The sequence below is a fragment of the Streptomyces sp. MUM 2J genome (assembly GCF_022414535.1).
Lineage (GTDB): Bacteria > Actinomycetota > Actinomycetes > Streptomycetales > Streptomycetaceae > Streptomyces.
Genome location: NZ_JADWYM010000015.1, coordinates 13,626 through 30,159, shown reverse-complemented (window position 1 = coordinate 30,159; position 16,534 = coordinate 13,626). Strand labels below are relative to the sequence as shown.

General features: G+C 73.9%; 17 protein-coding genes. 6 read left to right on the top strand and 11 right to left on the bottom strand.

Annotation, left to right across the window (positions count from 1 at the left end; all coding sequences use genetic code 11):
* Nucleotides 1–80: 80 nt before the first annotated feature.
* Nucleotides 81–719: a LysE family translocator gene (locus I3F54_RS15245; protein WP_240119283.1), complete on the bottom strand. Its 639-nt coding sequence runs from the start codon at nucleotides 717–719 to the stop codon at nucleotides 81–83.
* 168 nt (nucleotides 720–887) lie between these two features.
* Here I3F54_RS15245 and I3F54_RS15240 point away from each other — a divergent pair, with 168 nt between their 5' ends.
* On the top strand, nucleotides 888–1,379 hold the full coding sequence (locus I3F54_RS15240; protein WP_240119282.1) for a hypothetical protein: 492 nt from the start codon (nucleotides 888–890) through the stop codon (nucleotides 1,377–1,379).
* A gap of 127 nt (nucleotides 1,380–1,506) precedes the next feature.
* Here I3F54_RS15240 and I3F54_RS15235 read toward each other — a convergent pair whose 3' ends face one another.
* Nucleotides 1,507–1,722, bottom strand: a complete 216-nt coding sequence (locus I3F54_RS15235; RefSeq protein ID WP_240119281.1) for a dodecin — start codon at nucleotides 1,720–1,722, stop codon at nucleotides 1,507–1,509.
* A gap of 231 nt (nucleotides 1,723–1,953) precedes the next feature.
* Between I3F54_RS15235 and I3F54_RS15230 the strand changes: the two genes are divergently transcribed.
* Complete coding sequence (locus I3F54_RS15230; RefSeq protein WP_240119280.1) at nucleotides 1,954–3,240, top strand: extracellular solute-binding protein; 1,287 nt, start codon at nucleotides 1,954–1,956, stop codon at nucleotides 3,238–3,240.
* 10 nt (nucleotides 3,241–3,250) lie between these two features.
* Here the strand turns inward: I3F54_RS15230 and egtD are convergent, their stop codons facing one another.
* From egtD to egtA, 4 genes are read right to left on the bottom strand one after another with little or no spacing between them, the layout of a single operon-like run.
* Nucleotides 3,251–4,213, bottom strand: a complete 963-nt coding sequence (gene egtD / locus I3F54_RS15225) for an L-histidine N(alpha)-methyltransferase (protein ID WP_240119279.1) — start codon at nucleotides 4,211–4,213, stop codon at nucleotides 3,251–3,253.
* Nucleotides 4,210–5,037, bottom strand: coding sequence for an ergothioneine biosynthesis protein EgtC (gene egtC, locus I3F54_RS15220; RefSeq protein ID WP_240119278.1), 828 nt, complete (start codon nucleotides 5,035–5,037; stop codon nucleotides 4,210–4,212). Before egtC ends, egtD begins: the two co-directional genes overlap by 4 nt.
* The gene (gene egtB / locus I3F54_RS15215) at nucleotides 5,037–6,389 is read right to left on the bottom strand and encodes an ergothioneine biosynthesis protein EgtB (RefSeq protein WP_374205926.1); all 1,353 of its coding nucleotides are present in this window, start codon (nucleotides 6,387–6,389) and stop codon (nucleotides 5,037–5,039) included. Before egtB ends, egtC begins: the two co-directional genes overlap by 1 nt.
* Complete coding sequence (gene egtA, locus I3F54_RS15210; protein WP_240119277.1) at nucleotides 6,386–7,699, bottom strand: ergothioneine biosynthesis glutamate--cysteine ligase EgtA; 1,314 nt, start codon at nucleotides 7,697–7,699, stop codon at nucleotides 6,386–6,388. Before egtA ends, egtB begins: the two co-directional genes overlap by 4 nt.
* A 278-nt stretch (nucleotides 7,700–7,977) precedes the next feature.
* Here egtA and I3F54_RS15205 point away from each other — a divergent pair, with 278 nt between their 5' ends.
* Nucleotides 7,978–8,823 carry a TIGR02452 family protein gene (locus I3F54_RS15205; RefSeq protein ID WP_240119276.1) on the top strand — a complete coding sequence of 282 codons (846 nt, stop codon included), beginning with the start codon at nucleotides 7,978–7,980 and terminating at the stop codon, nucleotides 8,821–8,823.
* On the opposite strand, the gene I3F54_RS15200 is transcribed toward I3F54_RS15205, so the two are convergent.
* From I3F54_RS15200 to I3F54_RS15190, 3 genes are all read right to left on the bottom strand, one after another.
* Nucleotides 8,808–9,254, bottom strand: coding sequence for a type II toxin-antitoxin system PemK/MazF family toxin (locus tag I3F54_RS15200; protein WP_240119275.1), 447 nt, complete (start codon nucleotides 9,252–9,254; stop codon nucleotides 8,808–8,810). The genes I3F54_RS15205 and I3F54_RS15200 overlap by 16 nt on opposite strands.
* Before the next feature lie 293 nt (nucleotides 9,255–9,547).
* Complete coding sequence (locus I3F54_RS15195; protein WP_240119274.1) at nucleotides 9,548–10,975, bottom strand: amidase; 1,428 nt, start codon at nucleotides 10,973–10,975, stop codon at nucleotides 9,548–9,550.
* 140 nt (nucleotides 10,976–11,115) lie between these two features.
* Nucleotides 11,116–11,499 carry a MerR family transcriptional regulator gene (locus tag I3F54_RS15190; protein ID WP_240119375.1) on the bottom strand — a complete coding sequence of 128 codons (384 nt, stop codon included), beginning with the start codon at nucleotides 11,497–11,499 and terminating at the stop codon, nucleotides 11,116–11,118.
* A 378-nt stretch (nucleotides 11,500–11,877) separates the two neighbouring features.
* Between I3F54_RS15190 and I3F54_RS15185 the strand changes: the two genes are divergently transcribed.
* Together I3F54_RS15185 and I3F54_RS15180 are read left to right on the top strand one after the other, a co-directional pair.
* A complete protein-coding gene (locus I3F54_RS15185; RefSeq protein WP_240119273.1) occupies nucleotides 11,878–13,380 on the top strand; it encodes a SulP family inorganic anion transporter in 1,503 nt (500 codons plus the stop codon).
* Between the two features lie 267 nt (nucleotides 13,381–13,647).
* On the top strand, nucleotides 13,648–14,181 hold the full coding sequence (locus tag I3F54_RS15180; protein ID WP_240119272.1) for a MarR family winged helix-turn-helix transcriptional regulator: 534 nt from the start codon (nucleotides 13,648–13,650) through the stop codon (nucleotides 14,179–14,181).
* A gap of 27 nt (nucleotides 14,182–14,208) precedes the next feature.
* On the opposite strand, the gene I3F54_RS15175 is transcribed toward I3F54_RS15180, so the two are convergent.
* Together I3F54_RS15175 and I3F54_RS15170 are read right to left on the bottom strand one after the other, a co-directional pair.
* Complete coding sequence (locus tag I3F54_RS15175) at nucleotides 14,209–14,703, bottom strand: hypothetical protein (RefSeq protein WP_240119271.1); 495 nt, start codon at nucleotides 14,701–14,703, stop codon at nucleotides 14,209–14,211.
* A 40-nt stretch (nucleotides 14,704–14,743) separates the two neighbouring features.
* The gene (locus I3F54_RS15170; RefSeq protein ID WP_240119270.1) at nucleotides 14,744–15,253 is read right to left on the bottom strand and encodes a nitroreductase family deazaflavin-dependent oxidoreductase; all 510 of its coding nucleotides are present in this window, start codon (nucleotides 15,251–15,253) and stop codon (nucleotides 14,744–14,746) included.
* 166 nt (nucleotides 15,254–15,419) lie between these two features.
* On the opposite strand from I3F54_RS15170, the gene I3F54_RS15165 reads away from it, so the two are divergent.
* Entirely contained in the window at nucleotides 15,420–16,520 is a 1,101-nt protein-coding gene (locus I3F54_RS15165) for a PP2C family protein-serine/threonine phosphatase (RefSeq protein WP_240119374.1), read from the top strand.
* The last annotated feature ends 14 nt before the right edge of the window (nucleotides 16,521–16,534 follow it).

Genomic DNA, 16,534 nt, shown 5'->3' with positions numbered 1-16,534 from the left:
TGCTCCGGGAAGCCTCGTGCCCTGGGGGCCGGCGGTCCTGAGGGCGGACCCGGGGTGGAGCCGCGGTGATCACCACTCCGTCAGTCCTTGCCACCGGTCGCGGCCACCGTCACACCGAGGCCGATCATCGTCAGCCCGCCGGCCCCGCCGATCAGGGAGAGCCGGCGTGGGGAGCGGGCGAACCAGTCGCGCGTGGTGGCGGCCGCCAGTCCCCACATGCTGTCGCAGGCGAGCGCCATCAGGTTGAACACCAGGCCGAGCAGCAGCATCTGGGCCGCCGCGCCGCCCTGCCCGCGGTCGACGAACTGGGGCAGGACCGCGGCGAAGAACACGATGGTCTTGGGGTTGGAGACGCCGAGCGCGAACCCCTCCCAGAAGGTGCGCCGGCCGCCGCGCGCGCCCTCCGCCGCGGTGAACGCCGCCCGCAGCCCGCCCCGTTCCCGCCACGCCCGGACGCCGAGGTGCACGAGGCAGACGGCGCCCGCGAGCTTGAGGATGGTGAAGACGAGGGCCGAGCGTTCCACGACCGAGCCGATACCGAGGGCCACGGCCGCCACGAGGACATAGGCGCCCAGGGTGTTGCCGGCGACCGTGGTGAGCGCGGCACGGCGGCCCTGCGCCAGCGCCCGCCCGACGACGAACAGCACGCTCGGGCCGGGGACGACGATCAGCAGCAGGGAGAGCGCGGCGAAGGCGGTCAGCCGGTCGGGGGACACCATGCCGCCCATGCAAGCACGCGCCCCCCTCCGGGCACCACGGCGTTTCCCGGATCCGGGCCCGGGGACGCGGAGGGCGTCCTGCCGGCTCGCGGCACGGTGCGGCGGGGGCGCGTGCCGGGCGCCGTGGGTGCTGTGCGGGACCTTCGAAACATCCCTAGGGTGGGCGGCGTGACCGACAACAGCCGGGCTCCGCTCGCCGTGTTCGACCTCGACAACACCCTCGCCGACACCACCCACCGGCAGAGGTTCCTGGAGCACAGGCCGCGCGACTGGACCGCGTTCTTCGCGGCCGCGCCGCACGATCCGCCGATCCCCGAGGGTGTGGCGCTCGCCGTGGACAGCGCCCGCGAGTGCGAGGTGGTCTACCTGACCGGGCGGCCCGAGCGCTGCCGGCACGACAGCCTGCAGTGGCTCGCCGCGCACGGGCTGCCCGCGGGACGGCTGTACATGCGCCGCAACGACGACCGGCGGCCCGCCCGTTCCACCAAGCTGGCCGTCCTGCGCCGGCTCGCCCGTACGAGGGAGGTGCGGATGCTGGTCGACGACGACGAGTTGGTGTGCGTGGACGCCGAGCGGGCGGGGTTCACCGTCGTCCGGGCCCGTTGGTCCGCCCCGTCCCCCGACCTGCGGGACGCGCAGGAGCGGGAGGGGCGCACCTGAGCCACCGGCCCGGAGCACGGACGGCGCGGTGCGTCCGGGCCGCGCCCCGGCGGGGCCGGGTCTGCCCGGACAGGACGTCCGTTCCGCGGGGTGCGCCCCGAGCGGTGCGGTGCGTCCGGACGGGACGTCAGTCCGACTCCTCCAGGCGGAACCCGACCTTGACCCCCACCTGCCAGTGCGCGATCTGCCCGTTCTCCAACTGGCCGCGAACCTGGGTCACCTCGAACCAGTCCAGGTTCCGCAGGGTCTGCGAGGCCCTGCTGATGGCGTTGCGTACGGCTTGGTCGACGCCGTCGTGCGAGCTGCCGACGATCTCGGTGACCCGGTAGGTGTGGTTCGACATGCGGGTGCTCCTCTCCGCGGAGACGGTCACGGTGCGTGTGGTACCTGTCACTCCACCGTGCCCCAAGCTGCGGCGGAGCGCGAGGCGTCGGGTGCGTCAGCCGGGACCCCTTGACCTCGGCATTGGTCCATACCAAAATCCAGCACACCCGTTCGAGCCGTGCGCTCGTCCCCCACGTCGGGCCCCACACCCCTGTCCACAGGATCAGTTCCGGACCCCGGGAGACCCTCCGTGCGCCGCCGTCTGCTCGCCCTCGTCTGCGTGTCCGCCTCTCTGCTCGGTGGCTGCGGCCTGCTGCCGCAGGGCGGCGGGGGCGCACGGCACACCGTCACCGTGTGGCTGATGAAGGACAGTGCCTCCCCGGAGTTCCTGCGCCGGTTCACCGAGGACTTCGAACGCACCCGTACCGACCTCGACCTGGACATCCGCATCCAGGAGTGGACGGGCATCGGCCCGAAGATCCAGGCCGCGCTGAAGAGCGGATCCGGCAAGGACGGCAAGGACGGCAAGGAGAGCCTCCCGGACGTCATCGAGGTCGGGAACACCCAGGTCCCGCAGTACGTCGACCGGGGCGGACTGCTCGACCTGACGCTGGAGTCGATGCGCGACTGGGGCTCCGACGACTGGCTGCCCGGCCTCGCCGAACCGGGCCGGCAGAGGGGCACGCAGTACGGCATCCCCTGGTACGCCGCCAACCGCGTCGTCATCTACCGCAAGGACCTCTTCGCCGAGGCCGGCATCAAGAAGCCGCCGCGCTCGCGCGACGAGTGGCTGGACGTCACCGCGAAGCTCGACTCCGGCGCCAACCAGGGCATCTACCTGGCCGGCCAGGACTGGTACACCCTCTCCGGCTTCATCTGGGACGAGGGCGGCGACCTCGCCCGCCAGGACGAAGGCGCCTGGAAGGGCACCCTCGACACCCCGGCCGCCCTGCGCGGCATGGACTTCTACCGCCGGCTCCAGGCCCTCGGCGACGGTCCGGCCGACGCCGACGAGGACCACCCGCCCCAGGCGGGCGTCTTCGCGGGCGGCAGGGTGGCGCAGATCATCGCCGTGCCGGGACTCGTCCGAGCCGTCCTGGAGAAGAACCCCGCCCTGGAGGACAAGCTGGGATTCTTCCCCGTGCCCGGGCCGACCGCCGGCAAGCCCGGTGCCGTCTTCACCGGAGGCTCGGACCTCGTGGTCCCGCAGAACACCGACGACCGGGCGGGCGCCGTGGCCGTGGTCGGCGCGCTCACCGGCGCCCGGTGGGACAGCGACCTGGCCCGGACGATGGACTACGTGCCCAACAAGGCGGGACTCGCCCGGGCCGTCGCCGGCGAGGAGGGCGTGGCCGCGATGGCGGCGGGGGCCGCCCAGGGACGGGCGACCCCCAGTACACCGGAGTGGGCGGTCGTCGAGGCGGACAACCCGATCAAGACCTACATGACCGCGGTCCTGACCGGCACCGACCCCGAGACGGCGGCAGGCCGGGCCTCGCGCCGTATCACCGAGCAGCTCCAGGTCCCGCTCACCTGACCGTCCCCGGTCAGCCGGCCGTGCTCAGCGACAGCGCGAAACGCCCCTCGGCGTCGGTCCACCAGTGCGTCAGGTCCAGCCCGGACGCGGCCAGTTCGCGGCGCACGCCTTCCCGGCGGAACTTCGCCGACACCTCGGTGCGCAGGTCCTCGCCTGCGGCGAAGTCCAGGGCCAGGCCGAGCGCGGGGATCTTCACGGTCTGCGCCTTGCGGGAGCGCAGCCGCATCTCGATCCACTCGCGCTCGGCGTCCCACAGGGCCACGTGGTCGAAGGCGTCCGCATCGAAGTCCGCGCCCAGCTCGCGGTCGATGACGGCCAGGACGTTCTTGTTGAACGCGGCCGTCACCCCGGCCGTGTCGTCGTACGCCCGCACCAGCACCTCCTCGTCCTTGACCAGGTCCGTGCCGAGCAGGAGCATGTCGCCCGGCGCCAGCATCGCCCGCAGGGAGGACAGGAAGGCGGCCCGCTCGGCGGGCAGCAGATTGCCGATCGTGCCGCCGAGGAACGCCACCAGCCGTGGACCGGGCGTGTCCGGCAGCACCAGAGTGCCGGTGAAGTCGGCGATCAGGGCGTGCACGGCCAGCCCCGGCCGCTCGGCCGCCACCGCCTTCCCGGCCTGGGCGAGCGCGCTCTCGCTGACGTCCACGGGGACGTAGGTGTGCAGGCCGGAGAGGGCGTCGATGAGATACCGGGTCTTCTCGGAGGAACCCGAGCCCAGCTCCACCAGGGTGCGGGCGCCGGCCGCCGCGGCGATGTCGGCCGCTCGGTCGACGAGGATCTCGCGCTCGGCGCGCGTGGGGTAGTACTCGGGCAGCTCGGTGATCTGCTCGAACAGTTCGCTGCCCCGGGCGTCGTAGAACCACTTCGGCGGCAGTGTCCTGGGCGTCGAGGTCAGGCCGTGCAGCACGTCGTCGCGCAGGGCGGCCTCCGTGGCGTGCTCCGGCAGCGTGCGGGTGATCTGGAACGGGCTCACGTACGGGACTCCTCGGGGGATGGGGGCGTCCCCGCCCGGCCGGAGCCGAGAGGGGGGTGGGGCGCCGCGTCGGCGTGCGGGTCCTTCAACGGGGTGAGCAGCAGGTCGGTCCGGTTCGCCGTGAGCAGGGTGCGGTCGGCGACCGGTCGCCAGCGCGGATCGTCGTCGTACGGCTCGGAAGCCGCGACGACGCGGTGGCCGGGCTCGTGCAGGTACCACAGGGTGTCGCCCCAGGCGGTCGCGGCGATCGACGTGCCGTCGGTGAGCAGCAGGTTGAGCCGGGAACCGGGGGCCGCCTCGGCGACCCCGGCGACCGTGTCCGCCAGCGCCTGCCCCGCACCGTCCCCGGCCCGCAGCCGGGCCAGGACCAGCGCCCACACCAGCGCCGAGTCGTTGCGTGCCTCCAGCTCCAGCAGGTCCGCAGACGGCAGGGTACGGGAGACCGCGGCCAGGGAGCGCGGCCAGCCGGTGACGGCGCCGTTGTGGCTGAACAGCCACCGGTCACCGGCGAACGGCGCGGCGGCGGCCTCCGCGTCGGCCCCCGCCAGCGTCGCGTCCCGCACGGCGGCCAGCAGCGCGCCCGCCCGGACGACCCTGGCGAGATCGGCGAACGACCGGTCGGCCCAGATCGGCCCGGCCCTGCGGTAGCGGGCCGGCACCGGATCGCCCTCGGCGTACCAGCCCACGCCGAAACCGTCGGCGTTCACCGTTCCGTGGCGCTGGTGCCGGGGCGCCCACGACTGCCGGTACAGCGCGTGCGGCGGATCCACCAGGAGCCGCTGCATCGGCTCCTCGGGCCCCAGACACGCGAGGTGACGGCACATCAGGACTCCCCGGCCGAGCGCGCGGTGCGGAAGCCGGAGAAGATCTGCCGCCGGATCGGGTAGTCCCAGTTGCGGAAGGTGCCCCGGCAGGCCACCGGATCCACGGCGAAGGAACCACCGCGCAGGACCTTGTACTCGGAGCCGAAGAACACCTCCGAGTACTCCTTGTACGGGAACGCCCTGAAGCCCGGGTACGGCAGGAAGTCGCTCGCCGTCCACTCCCAGACGTCGCCGATCAGCTGCCGCACACCCAGCGGGGACGCGCCCGCCGGATAGCTGCCGGCCGGAGCCGGGCGCAGGTGCCGCTGGCCGAGGTTCGCGTGCCCGGGCTCCGGGTCGGCGTCGCCCCACGGGTAGCGCATCGAGCCGCCGGTCGCCGGGTCGAAGCGGGCCGCCTTCTCCCACTCCGTCTCGGTGGGCAGCCTGCGCCCGGCCCAGCGGGCGTAGGCGTCGGCCTCGTACCAGCACACGTGCAGCACCGGCTCGTCGGGCGGGACGACCTCGGTGACGCCGAACCGGCGGCGCAGCCACTGGGTGCCCTCACGCCGCCAGAACAGCGGCGCGGTGATGCGGTGGCGGCGGATGTGCGCCCAGCCCTCCGGCGTCCACCAGCGTTCGGTGTCGTAGCCGCCGTCCTCGATGAAGGCCTGGAAGGCGGCGTTCGTCACCGGGGTGGTGTCGATGTGGAACGCCGCCACCTCGCGCACGTGCGCGGGCCGCTCGTTGTCCAGCGCCCACGGCTCGCCCGAGGTGCCCATGGTGAACGGGCCGCCGGGGACCAGGACCTCGGCCGGCCCGGTGAACAGGGGCGCCGGGCCGGGGTCGGGCGCGGTCAGGGCCTGCGGGCCCGGACGGAGCTGATGGGTGATCAGCATCGTCTCGTCGTGCTGCTGTTCGTGCTGCGCGATCATTCCGAAGGCGAACCCGGCCTCGGTCAGCCGCGTGCCGTGCAGCGTGGTCCGCTCCAGCACGTCCAGGGCACGGCCGCGCACGTCGGCGGCGTACGCGCGGGCCTCCTCCGGCGGCAGCAGCGGCAGGCTCGGCCGCTCGGCGCGCGGATGCTCGAAGGCGTCGTAGAGGCCGTCGATCTCCGGCCGGATCGCCTCCTGCCCCGCGACCGTGCGCAGCAGCCACAGCTCCTCCTGGTTGCCGATGTGCGCCAGGTCCCACACCAGCGGTGACATCAGGGGCGAGTGCTGTGCGGTGAGGTCGTGGTCCGTCACGCAGGTGGTGAGCAGGGTGGTGCGCTCGCGGGCGGCGGTGAGCGTGGTCAGCGCGCGCTCGCGCAGGGTCTCCGCGCCGACGTCGGGCGCAGAGACGGCGGGTTCGGGGTCGATGGCGGACTCGGTCACAAGCGGATGTCCTTCCCGTGCGCGGAGGGGGCCCCGGAGGCCGGCCGGTCGAGCAGTGCGTCGGCGGGACTGCGGCCCGGGACCACATGGCGCCGGAGGTACGCCGCGACGGCGTCCCGGACCTCCGGTCCGGCGCCGAGCCGTGGCAGCGCCTCCAGGGCCGTGGTGAAGCAGATGACGGCGGCCTCGTGGAGTTCGGGGTCGGTCAGTCCGTCGCGGGCCGCCGCGGTCCACAGCGGATTGTGCGGCGCGGGCCGGCCCAGCGAGCGCTCGGCCAGCGGCTTCACGGTGCGGTAGGCGGTCTCGGCGGCCTCCGCGTCGTCGAACAGGGCGGCCGTCACGGCGAGCGGGACGATCCAGCCGTCCTCGCCGGGCTGCGCGTCGATCATCCGCAGCTCCAGATGCCCGCGCGGCCGGACCGGCGGGAACAGGGTGGAGATGTGGTAGTCCAGGTCCTCGCGGGTCGGCGGCCTCGGCGCGCCCGTCCGGATCCACTCCCGGAAGGTGAGGCCCTCCGGTACATCCCAGGGGCCGCTCTCGCGGCGGATGCACATCACCGGGGCGTCCAGCACGTGCCGGGTCCACGCGGTGCGCGGGTCGCCGTCCGGTAAGGGGGCGCCCGCCCGGCCCGGGCCGATCTGCATCCACATCAGCTGCCGCGTGGAGCGCCAGCCGGTGGCCCGGTCCAGGGCGAGCGGCGAGTTGGCGAAGGCGGCCACCAGGACCGCGCCCAGGGTGTGCGCCAGCCACCAGCGCCGTCCGTGCCCCAGTGGGCCGGGTTCCTCGTACCCGGCGTCCAGGCACACCTGCACGGAGGCCGAGGAGCACATCATGCGGCGGCCGGACGGGCCGCTGCGATCGAAACAGGCCTCCATGGCGTCGTAGCGCGGCTGGTGCAGGTACCGGCGCGGTGGGTGCAGCGGGTCGTGCCCGATGCCGAGCAGACCGAGACCGTGGCCGCGCAGGACGGCGCGGACGGTGTCCAGGTCGGCGGAGACGGTGCCGATGCATTCCGTCAGGGAGGCGGCGGGCGGCGAACTGAGTTCCAGCTGCCCGCCGGGCTCGACGGTGAGCGCCGACCTGAGGGTCGCGGCGCGCAGGGCGGCGTACGCCGCTTCGAGACGTGCGGGTGTCACCGGGAGCTGCGGCTGACGCAGCTCGTGGACCAGCCATTCCACCTCGACCCCGAGGGTGCGGGGCGGGCCGGTCTTGAAGCAGATGCCCCGGACCAGGGCTTCCACCTCGGGTTCCGTGACTGCCGTGCGGGGCTGCGTGCAGCCGTCCGCCGCGACAGCGGGTGAATCGGACATGTCGGGATCCTCCTGAGAGACCACCATGCCACCGCTCCCGGCACGGGTCGTCCCGGGAGCGGCACTCGTTCTACCCAAGACGCTGCGACCGCTTCGCACAAGAGTGCACATCGGTACGTTCGGTACGGGCAGGAACGGCTGTCGAGTTTTTTCGTGCACCGGGAAACCCCGTTGCACCACACGTCAAGCATCGCTCACGATGCGTTCATGAGCACCACGGGGAAACAGCGGGTGGTGCGCGCATGCGGCGCGCCCATGGAGTGCACGGGGGAGACGCCATGAGCGCGCGGCTGCGCGCGATCGCACAGGAGACCGAGGCGATCGTGGCCGCGGGCACCTATCGGCGCGCAGACGGCCGGCAGGTGTCCCTCGCGGCGCGGATCGAGGACGCGCGGGCCGGAACCCGCATGACCGGACCGGAGCCCGTCGTCGTGCCCCCGGCCGCGCCGGGCGCCGCTGCCGGCCCGGTGGCGGGGCGGATCGAGGTCACGGGGGAGAGCAGCCTGGAGGCCGCCCGGCGGCTCGCCGCCGAGCCCGTCGCCGTCCTGAACTTCGCCTCCGCCCGCAACCCCGGCGGGGGTTACCTGAACGGCGCCCAGGCCCAGGAGGAGGCCCTGTGCCGGGCCTCAGCCCTGTACACCTGCCTGACGGGCGTCCGGGAGTTCTACGACCACCACCGCGCCCACCGCGACCCGTTCTACACCGACCGCGTCATCCACGCGCCGGCCGTGCCCGTCTTCCGCGACGACCGGGGCCGGTTGCTGGACGAGCCGTACGCCGCCGGGTTCCTGACGGCCGCCGCGCCGAACGCGGGCGTCGTGTCGCGCACGGCGCCGGAGCGTGCGGCCGAACTGCCGCACGTCCTGGCGGTGCGCGCCGAGCGCGTGCTGGAGACGGCCGCCGCGCACGGATACCGGCGGTTGGTGCTGGGCGCCTGGGGCTGCGGGGTCTTCCGGAACGACCCCGCGCAGGTCGCGGACGCCTTCCGCGGTCTGCTGGGTCCCCGCGGGCGCTTCGCGGGGACCTTCGGGCACGTGGTGTTCGGGATCCTGGACCGCACCCGCGGGCAGACCGTCCGGGCGGCGTTCGACCGGGCGTTCGGGCAGCCTCAGCTCCAGCCGTAGCGCTCCTGGAGCCGGTTGCGGACGAGATTGAACCGGCCGCGGTCCAGCGCGCACGCCTCGCGGCGCATGCCGTCCTCGTGCAGCCGCAGCACCCGGTCCACGTCGACCCACGAGTCCCGCCCCGACCGGTCCCACGGGCCACTGCCGATCGGTACCCACTCCCGGTCGCCGTCGTGCCGCTTGCTGGACAGCTGCACGGCCAGGAAGGTGCCCGCCGCCTCCCGGGCGACGACCAGGACCGGCCGGTCCTTGCCCCGCCCGTCGTTCTCCTCGAACGGCACCCAGGTCCAGACGATCTCACCGGGGTCGGGGTCGCCGTCGCGGGCGGGCGAGTACTCGGTGCGCACCCGGCCGACCTCGCGCGGGTGGGCCTCCACGGTGGCGGTGGGGCCGTGGCGGCCGGGGTTGTCCTCATCGATAAACACAGTCACGGGGGGCACCTTAGAGGGTTCCGTCGTGACCGCGTCGAACACGTCGGGCTGCCACCGGCACGTCCCGCTTCGCCGGAGAGCCCCGCGCGACCGGTGCCGCCGGTCCGTCCGGCGACGAAGTCCCCTCCGGCGCCCGCCCGTTGAGAAGCACACCGGGCACCATCGGTCCGGGACACCCGAACACCGGCCCCGGCGATCTGCGGTCTCCGCCCCGGGGGTTGCCCGGCGGCGACGGCACGGGACCCCGGTGACGTACACGGTGCGGGCCGCGGCCGGGTGTCCTCCGGGGGGCGTCAGGCGACGGCCGCCGGCTCCTGCCCGCGGTGCGGCGGCGGCCAGCGCTCGTGCCAGCGCAGCTCGCGCTCCAACTGTGCGGCCAGCGCGATGAGCAGGGGCTCGCTGTACGCCGGTCCGAGCAGCTGCGCGCCGACCGGCAGCCCCGGGCCGACGAAGCCGGCGGGGACGCTGACACCGGGCCAGCCCAGCACGTTCCACGGCCAGGCATACGGGCACGCGGCGATCATCGCCCGGTCGGTGGCGAGTCCGCCCAGGTCCTGCAGCGCTCCGACACGCGGCGGGGGAGCGGCCGTCGTCGGCGCGAGGACCACGTCGTACGACGCGAAGAAGCCGCCGACGCGGCGGTGCAGCACCGCCTCCGCCCGGCGCGCCGCACGCAGCGGGGCCCCGCCCAGCAGCCGCCCGAGCCGGGCGGCGTCCCGGGTCCGCCGGTCCAGCAGGGCCGGGTGGGGCGCGTCGCGGACCCGCTCGGCGATCCCGGCGGTGGCGCGGGGCACGAAAGTCAGCCCGATCGGCCCGTAGGGCGGGTCCGCACGTTCGACGACGTGCCCCAGCCCCTCCAGCCGCTCGGCGAGCCGTACGACCCGATCGCGCACCGCGGGGTGCAGGCGTGCGGGCACCGCCGTGAACGGCGGCCGGAGGGCCAGGGCGATGCGCAGCCGGCCGGGATCGCGGCCGACGGCCGCGCCGGCGTCGATCCGCGGGGGCCGGTGCGGGTCGCGGGGGTCGTTGCCGCTCGCGGCGTCCAGCAGCAGGGCGGCGTCGGTGACGGTACGGGCGAGGGTGCCGTTGACGGTGATGCCCTGGAAGGACTCGCCCAGGGGCCAGGTGGAGATCCGTCCGCGCTGGGGCTTGATGCCGACCAGGTGGGTCCACGAGGCGGGGATGCGGACCGAGCCGGCCCCGTCGGAGCCGAGCGCCGCGGGAACCAGCCCGGCCGCGACCGCGGCGGCGGAGCCCCCCGAGGAACCACCGGGCGTGTGGCCGTGGTGCCAGGGGTTGCGGGTCGCGCCGAAGGCGGGCCCTTCGGTGAACGGCCACTGCCCGAACTCGCAGGTGTTGGTCTTGCCCACGATCACCGCCCCCGCGGCGCGCAGCCGCCGGACCGCCTCGCCGTCCTCGGCGACGGCCGGATGGTCACCGCCGCACCCGAAGGCGGTCGGTTCGCCCGCGACGTCCATGTCGTCCTTGACCGCCACGGGCACCCCGAGCAGCGGGCGCCGCACCCCCGTGGCCAGCTCCGCGTCGGCCACGTCGGCCTCGGCGAGCGCGGCACCCGCCCGCACGACGCGGAAGGCGTTGAGGGTGCCCTGCGTCGCCTCGATCCGCGCCAGGGTCTCCTCGACGAGCCGGCGGGAGCTCACCTCGCCCACGGCCAGTGCGTGTGCGGTCTCCGCCAGGCCAGCACAGCGGTCGAGCGTCATGCGCGCACCTCCGGGACTCCGTCGTCTACCGAACGGTAACCTCTGGTGGTGCGTCAGGGGAACGCCTCTCGCGCCCTGTTCGCGTCCCGGCCGCGTCGCGTGCACGGTTCGTCGCCGCGGTACGCCGTCCGGGGGCGGGGTCAGGCGCCGGCCCTCAGCCGGCGCAGGGTGGCGGCGAAGTCCTCGGCCATCTCCAGGCGGGCGCGCAGCCTCTCGCAACGGGCGTCGGCCACCGCGCGGTAGGAGTCCAGCCGTTCACGCAGACGCCGGAACTCCTCACCGGCGGGACGGCCGCCGGCACCGGTCAGCCGGTCGGTGACCTGGAGCAGGTCCCGCATCTCCTCCAGGGAGAAGTCCAGCGGCTTCATGCGCCGGATCACCATCAGACGCTCGACGTCGGACTCCGTGTACAGGCGGAATCCGCCCTTGCTGCGCGCGGAGGGGGCCACGAGACCCACCTCCTCGTAGTGGCGGATGGTGCGCAACGACAGGCCGGTCCGCTCGGCGACCTCACCGATCTGCATCCGCCGCTCGCTCGTCACAGGCCGTCTCCTCGGGATCTCCGACTTCAGGAAGCAGGACACCCGGTCCACGTGAGAACAATCACAGGTTCTCGATCGCCGTCGACCTGGGTCTTCGCCCGCGCCGCACCAGCCGCACGTCGCACTCTGCCGTCACGTCAGGGTAGAGTCCCGGGGCGTGCCGGGCCTTTCACGGCCCACGGCACCGAAGGCTTCCGGGCAATGATGCCCGATCGGCGGCCGGCGGACCGCCGCGCTGCCCGGTACGGCTCCCGGCGAGACGGCCGGGCCGCCGGAGCGGTCTCCCCGCCTTGCGGAACCAGGTACGACGCGCGCGCGTGCAGCGGCATGGACGTGGGCGCCCCACACGGAAACGGTTGCATGTCCTCACCGCTGTCCGCGGCCTCCGGGCTGCGTCTGTCCAGGCCCGACTGGCTCTCCTCCCCGAAGGTCTTCCGTACCGAAGTACTGGCCGGCCTGGTGGTGGCTCTGGCGCTGATCCCGGAGGCCATCTCCTTCTCCATCATCGCGGGCGTCGACCCGAGCGTGGGGCTGTTCGCCTCGTTCACCATGGCCGTGGTGATCTCCGTCGTGGGCGGCCGGAAGGCGATGATCTCCGCGGCGACCGGCGCGGTCGCGCTGGTCATCGCCCCCCTCAATCACCAGTACGGGCTCCCGTACCTGGTCGCGGCCGTCGTCCTGGCCGGTGTGTTCCAGGTGGCCCTGGGCGCGCTGGGCGTGGCCCGGCTGATGCGGTTCGTGCCGCGCAGCGTCATGGTCGGCTTCGTCAACGCCCTCGCCGTGCTGATCTTCATGGCTCAGGTGCCCGAGCTGCGCAACGTGCCCTGGGCCGTCTACCCGCTCGTCGCCGCAGGTCTGACGCTGATGGTGCTGTTCCCCAAGGTCACGAAGGTGGTTCCGGCTCCGCTGGTCTCCATCGTCGTCCTGACCGTGATCACCGTCGCGGCCGGGATCGCGGTGCCGACCGTCGGCGACAAGGGCGCCCTGCCCTCGTCCCTGCCCGTGCCGGGGCTGCCCGACGTGCCCTTCACCCTGGAGACCCTGAAGATCATCGCGCCTTACGCGCTCGCCATGGCGCTGGTCGGTCTGATGGAGTCGATGATGACCGCGAAGCTGGTCGACGACCTCACCGACACCCGTTCCGGCAAGACGCGCGAGGCCATCGGCCAGGGCATCGCCAACATCGTCACCGGTTTCTTCGGCGGCATGGGCGGCTGCGCCATGATCGGCCAGACGATGATCAACGTGAAGGTGTCGGGGGCGCGCACCCGCCTGTCGACCTTCCTCGCCGGAGCCTTCCTGATGGTGCTGTGCATCGTCTTCGGGCCGGTGGTCTCCGACATCCCGATGGCCGCCCTGGTCGCGGTGATGGTGATGGTGTCCTTCGCGACCTTCGACTGGCACTCCGTGGCACCGCGTACGCTGCGCCGGATGCCGCTGGGCGAGACGATCGTCATGGTCACCACCGTCGCGGTCGTGGTCGCCACCCACAACCTCGCCATCGGCGTCGTCGTCGGCTCCGTCACCGCCATGGTCATCTTCGCCAAGCGCGTCGCCCACCTCGCCGAGGTCTCCGGTGTCGTCGACCCCGACGGCAACCAGGTCGTCTACGCGGTGACCGGCGAGCTGTTCTTCGCCTCCTCCAACGACCTCGTCCACCGGTTCGCCTACCGGGAGGACCCGGACGACGTCGTCATCGACCTGTCCGGCGCCCACATCTGGGACGCCTCCTCCGTCGCGGCCCTGGACGCGATCGAGACCAAGTACGCCCAGCGCGGCAAGAAGGTCACCATCGTCGGCCTGAACGAGCCGAGTGCCGAGATGCACGAGAAGCTGGCGGGCCGGTTCGCGGGCAGTCACTGAGGACCACACGCGAGGCCGCCCTGTTCCCGGCCGTTCACGGCCGGGAACAGGGCGGCCTCCGGTGTTCGGGTGGCGGTCCGCACCGGAGCCGCCGCCCCGCCGATGCGCGGACGTGTGCGGACGGGGCGGATGCGCCCGGCTCGGGTGATTTCGCACGCACCGGGGAGGGTTCGCCGCGGGGCGGTCCTGCCGGCGTCATGGTCATGACGGGGAGCTGTGGGCGGGACGGACGCGTGCATCGGCGCGTCGGCGCGATAGAAAGGAGTCATGCGGGAGCATGAGGCCCTGACCGAGGGCGTGGATGATGTGGACGCGGTCACCCGCGCGGTGCTGACGGCGTCCAGGTTGCTGGTGGCGGTGTCGGCGCGGTCGTTGGCCGCGGTCGAGGAGCGGGTGACGCTTCCGCAGTTCCGGATGCTGGTCGTGTTGTCGACGCGGGGAGCCACGAAGCTGGTCGCGCTGGCGGAGCTGTTGCAGGTGGCGCCGTCGACCGCCATGCGGATGGTGGACCGCCTGATCGCGGCCGGGCTGGCGGACCGGCAGGTCAACCCGGACAACCGGCGCGAGACCCTGCTGCAGCTGACCGAGGAGGGGCGGAGCACCGTCGCCGAGGTCACCGCACGGCGGCGGGCCGAGATCGCCGCGATCGTGGAGCGGCTGGACGCCGACCGGCGGTCGGCCCTGGTCGAGGCCCTGACCGCGTTCAGCGAAGTGGGCGGCGAGCCGCCCGTCCCGGCCGTCGACGACCTGGAGATGTTCCCGCTGGGCTGGGCGGACGCCGCGGCCCGGCGCGAAGGCTGACGGCTGGGCCGGCACCGGCCGGGTCCGTCAGTCGGGCTGCGGCGCGGTGGCGGAGCCGTCCGGCGAAGGGAGTCCCACGGGGCCGGTCGCCCGGGGAGCGGGCGGTGCCACCTCCGACTGCCTGGGGGTGGCGTCCGCGGAGGTGCCCGAGGCGTCCGGCCGGTCCACGGGCGCGCCCGACCACAGGGCCAGCAGCAGGGTCACGGCCACGGCCGTTCCGCAGACCCGGCCCACACGCCTGCGGCGGGCCGGACCGTCCAGGTCGCGCCACGCGGCGACGGGGGTCTCCTGCGGCTCCCACAGGTCGCCGACCGACTGCCGAAGGGCCTTTGGGCCGGGCCCGGACGGCGGTCGCACCCGCGCACCGCCGGTGCGGGCCCGGGCCGACGGCTCGGTGGGGGCGGTCCCCCCGTGCGGGTGGGCGCACTCCCGCAGAAATCGGTCCCACAGGTCGTCCGGCAGGTCATGGACCGGATCCTGACCGTCCGGAGCGTCGCCGCGGCCGGGTTCTCGCGTGCTCAAACCGTCTCCTCCCAGGTGCCGAGTCGGTGTCCGGAGGCGGTCAGACCGGGCGGTGTCCGACCGCCGCCGCCAACCGCACGAACGGGATCAACCGGCCCGCCGCACGGAACGAGGCCGCGCTGCCGTCGACCGGGAAACCCATGAACGCGCACAGCCGGCGGGCCGTGCGCGGATGCCGCTGCGCGTAGCTCGCCATGGTCGCGTCGCCGTCCTCGGCGGAGAGGAAGTGCGCCGTCACCGGTATGTGACGGTTGCCCACCTGGATGAGCGTGTGCGGCCGCCGGCGCAGGTTGAGGTACCAGTCCGCCGACGGGCCGAACCCCGAGGCGACGGTCCACGACGCCCCGTCCGGGTCCCTGGTGACGACCTCCAGCACCACCTGCCGGTCCAGGCCGGTCGTCCGTCCGACATGGTGCAGGAGCAGCAGCCGCTGCCGGAACAGCGGCGCCAGCCCGGCCCGGAACGCCAGGATCGGAAGACGCGCGGCGGTCCTGCGCCATCCGCGGGGAAGCCGCGGGCGGCGGCGCCGCGAGGTGTCGGGTGGCGCCATCTCTCCTCCGCCGGTCACCGGGCCCGGCGGCAGGATTCGATCGAGTAACGGACCGAGCGCCTGCCGCGGACCTGCAGAAACATCTGCATAGCCTAAAGGAAGGGGAGGGGTGCCCGCTCGACGAGCAGGCGGCGGCTCCTGGAACGTAGGAGTGCTGGAGTACGCCATGACCGAGAAGAAGACGCCGGCCAGTACCACGGTGCTGGCCTGGATGCCGATCGGCGTCATGGCGGTCGTGGCCGGCGTGGACCTCCTGGCCGGGCCCGAGATCGGCTTCCTCCCCCTGGTGTCCCTCGGCCCCGCCTTCGCCGGGCTGGTCGGCGGATGGCGCCGCACGGCGATCATCGGACTGGCGGCCCTGCTGCTGTGCCTGGCACTCGGCGCCTACGACGGACTGCTGGAGGGGCGCCGGGCGGTCACCGCCATGGCCTCGGTCGCGGGCGTGACCTGTGCCGGTGTCGCCGCCGCCGTGATGCGGGGCCGGCGTGAGGCGGAACTGGCCAGTGTCCGCTCCATCGCCGAGGTCGCCCAGCGGGTGCTGCTGCGCCCCGTCCCGCGGACGGCGGGCCCGCTGCACGCCGCCGTGTCGTACACCTCGGCCGTGGCCGACGCCAGGATCGGCGGCGACCTGTACGAGGTGGTCGCCTCCCCGCACGGGGTGCGCGTCATCGTGGGAGACGTGCAGGGCAAGGGTCTCGCGGCGGTCGAGACGGCCGCCGTCGTACTGGGCGCCTTCCGGGAGGCGGCCCACGACGAACCGGAGCTGGCGGGGGTCGGTGCGCGGCTGGAGCGCAGCATCACCCGCGAACTGGTGGGGGAGAGGTTCGTCACCGCCGTCCTCGCAGAGGTCCGCTCGGGCCACGAGGTGGTCTTCCTCAACCACGGCCATCCGGCGCCGCTGCTCGTCCACCGGGACGGCACCGCGGAGTTCCCCGAGCCGCCCGCCCGCGCGCTGCCGCTGGGGCTCGGCGCGCACGGAGTCGAGCCCCCGCACCCGTACCGCGTCGGCTTCCGGCCCGGCGATCAGCTCCTGCTGTACACCGACGGCGTCACCGAGGCCCGCGACATCGCGGGCGCGTTCTACCCGCTGGAGGAGCGGGCGCACCTGCTGAAGGACCCGGATGCCCGCAGCGCCCTGGACGCGCTGCGCGAGGACGTCGTCCGGCACTGCGGGGGCCCGCCGCGGGACGACGCCGCCATGCTGCTGCTGCGCTACCACCGCCACGGCTGGAGCGGGGAGGCTCCCGCGCCGGCTCCTGCCCGCTGAGCCTTCTTCGCGGT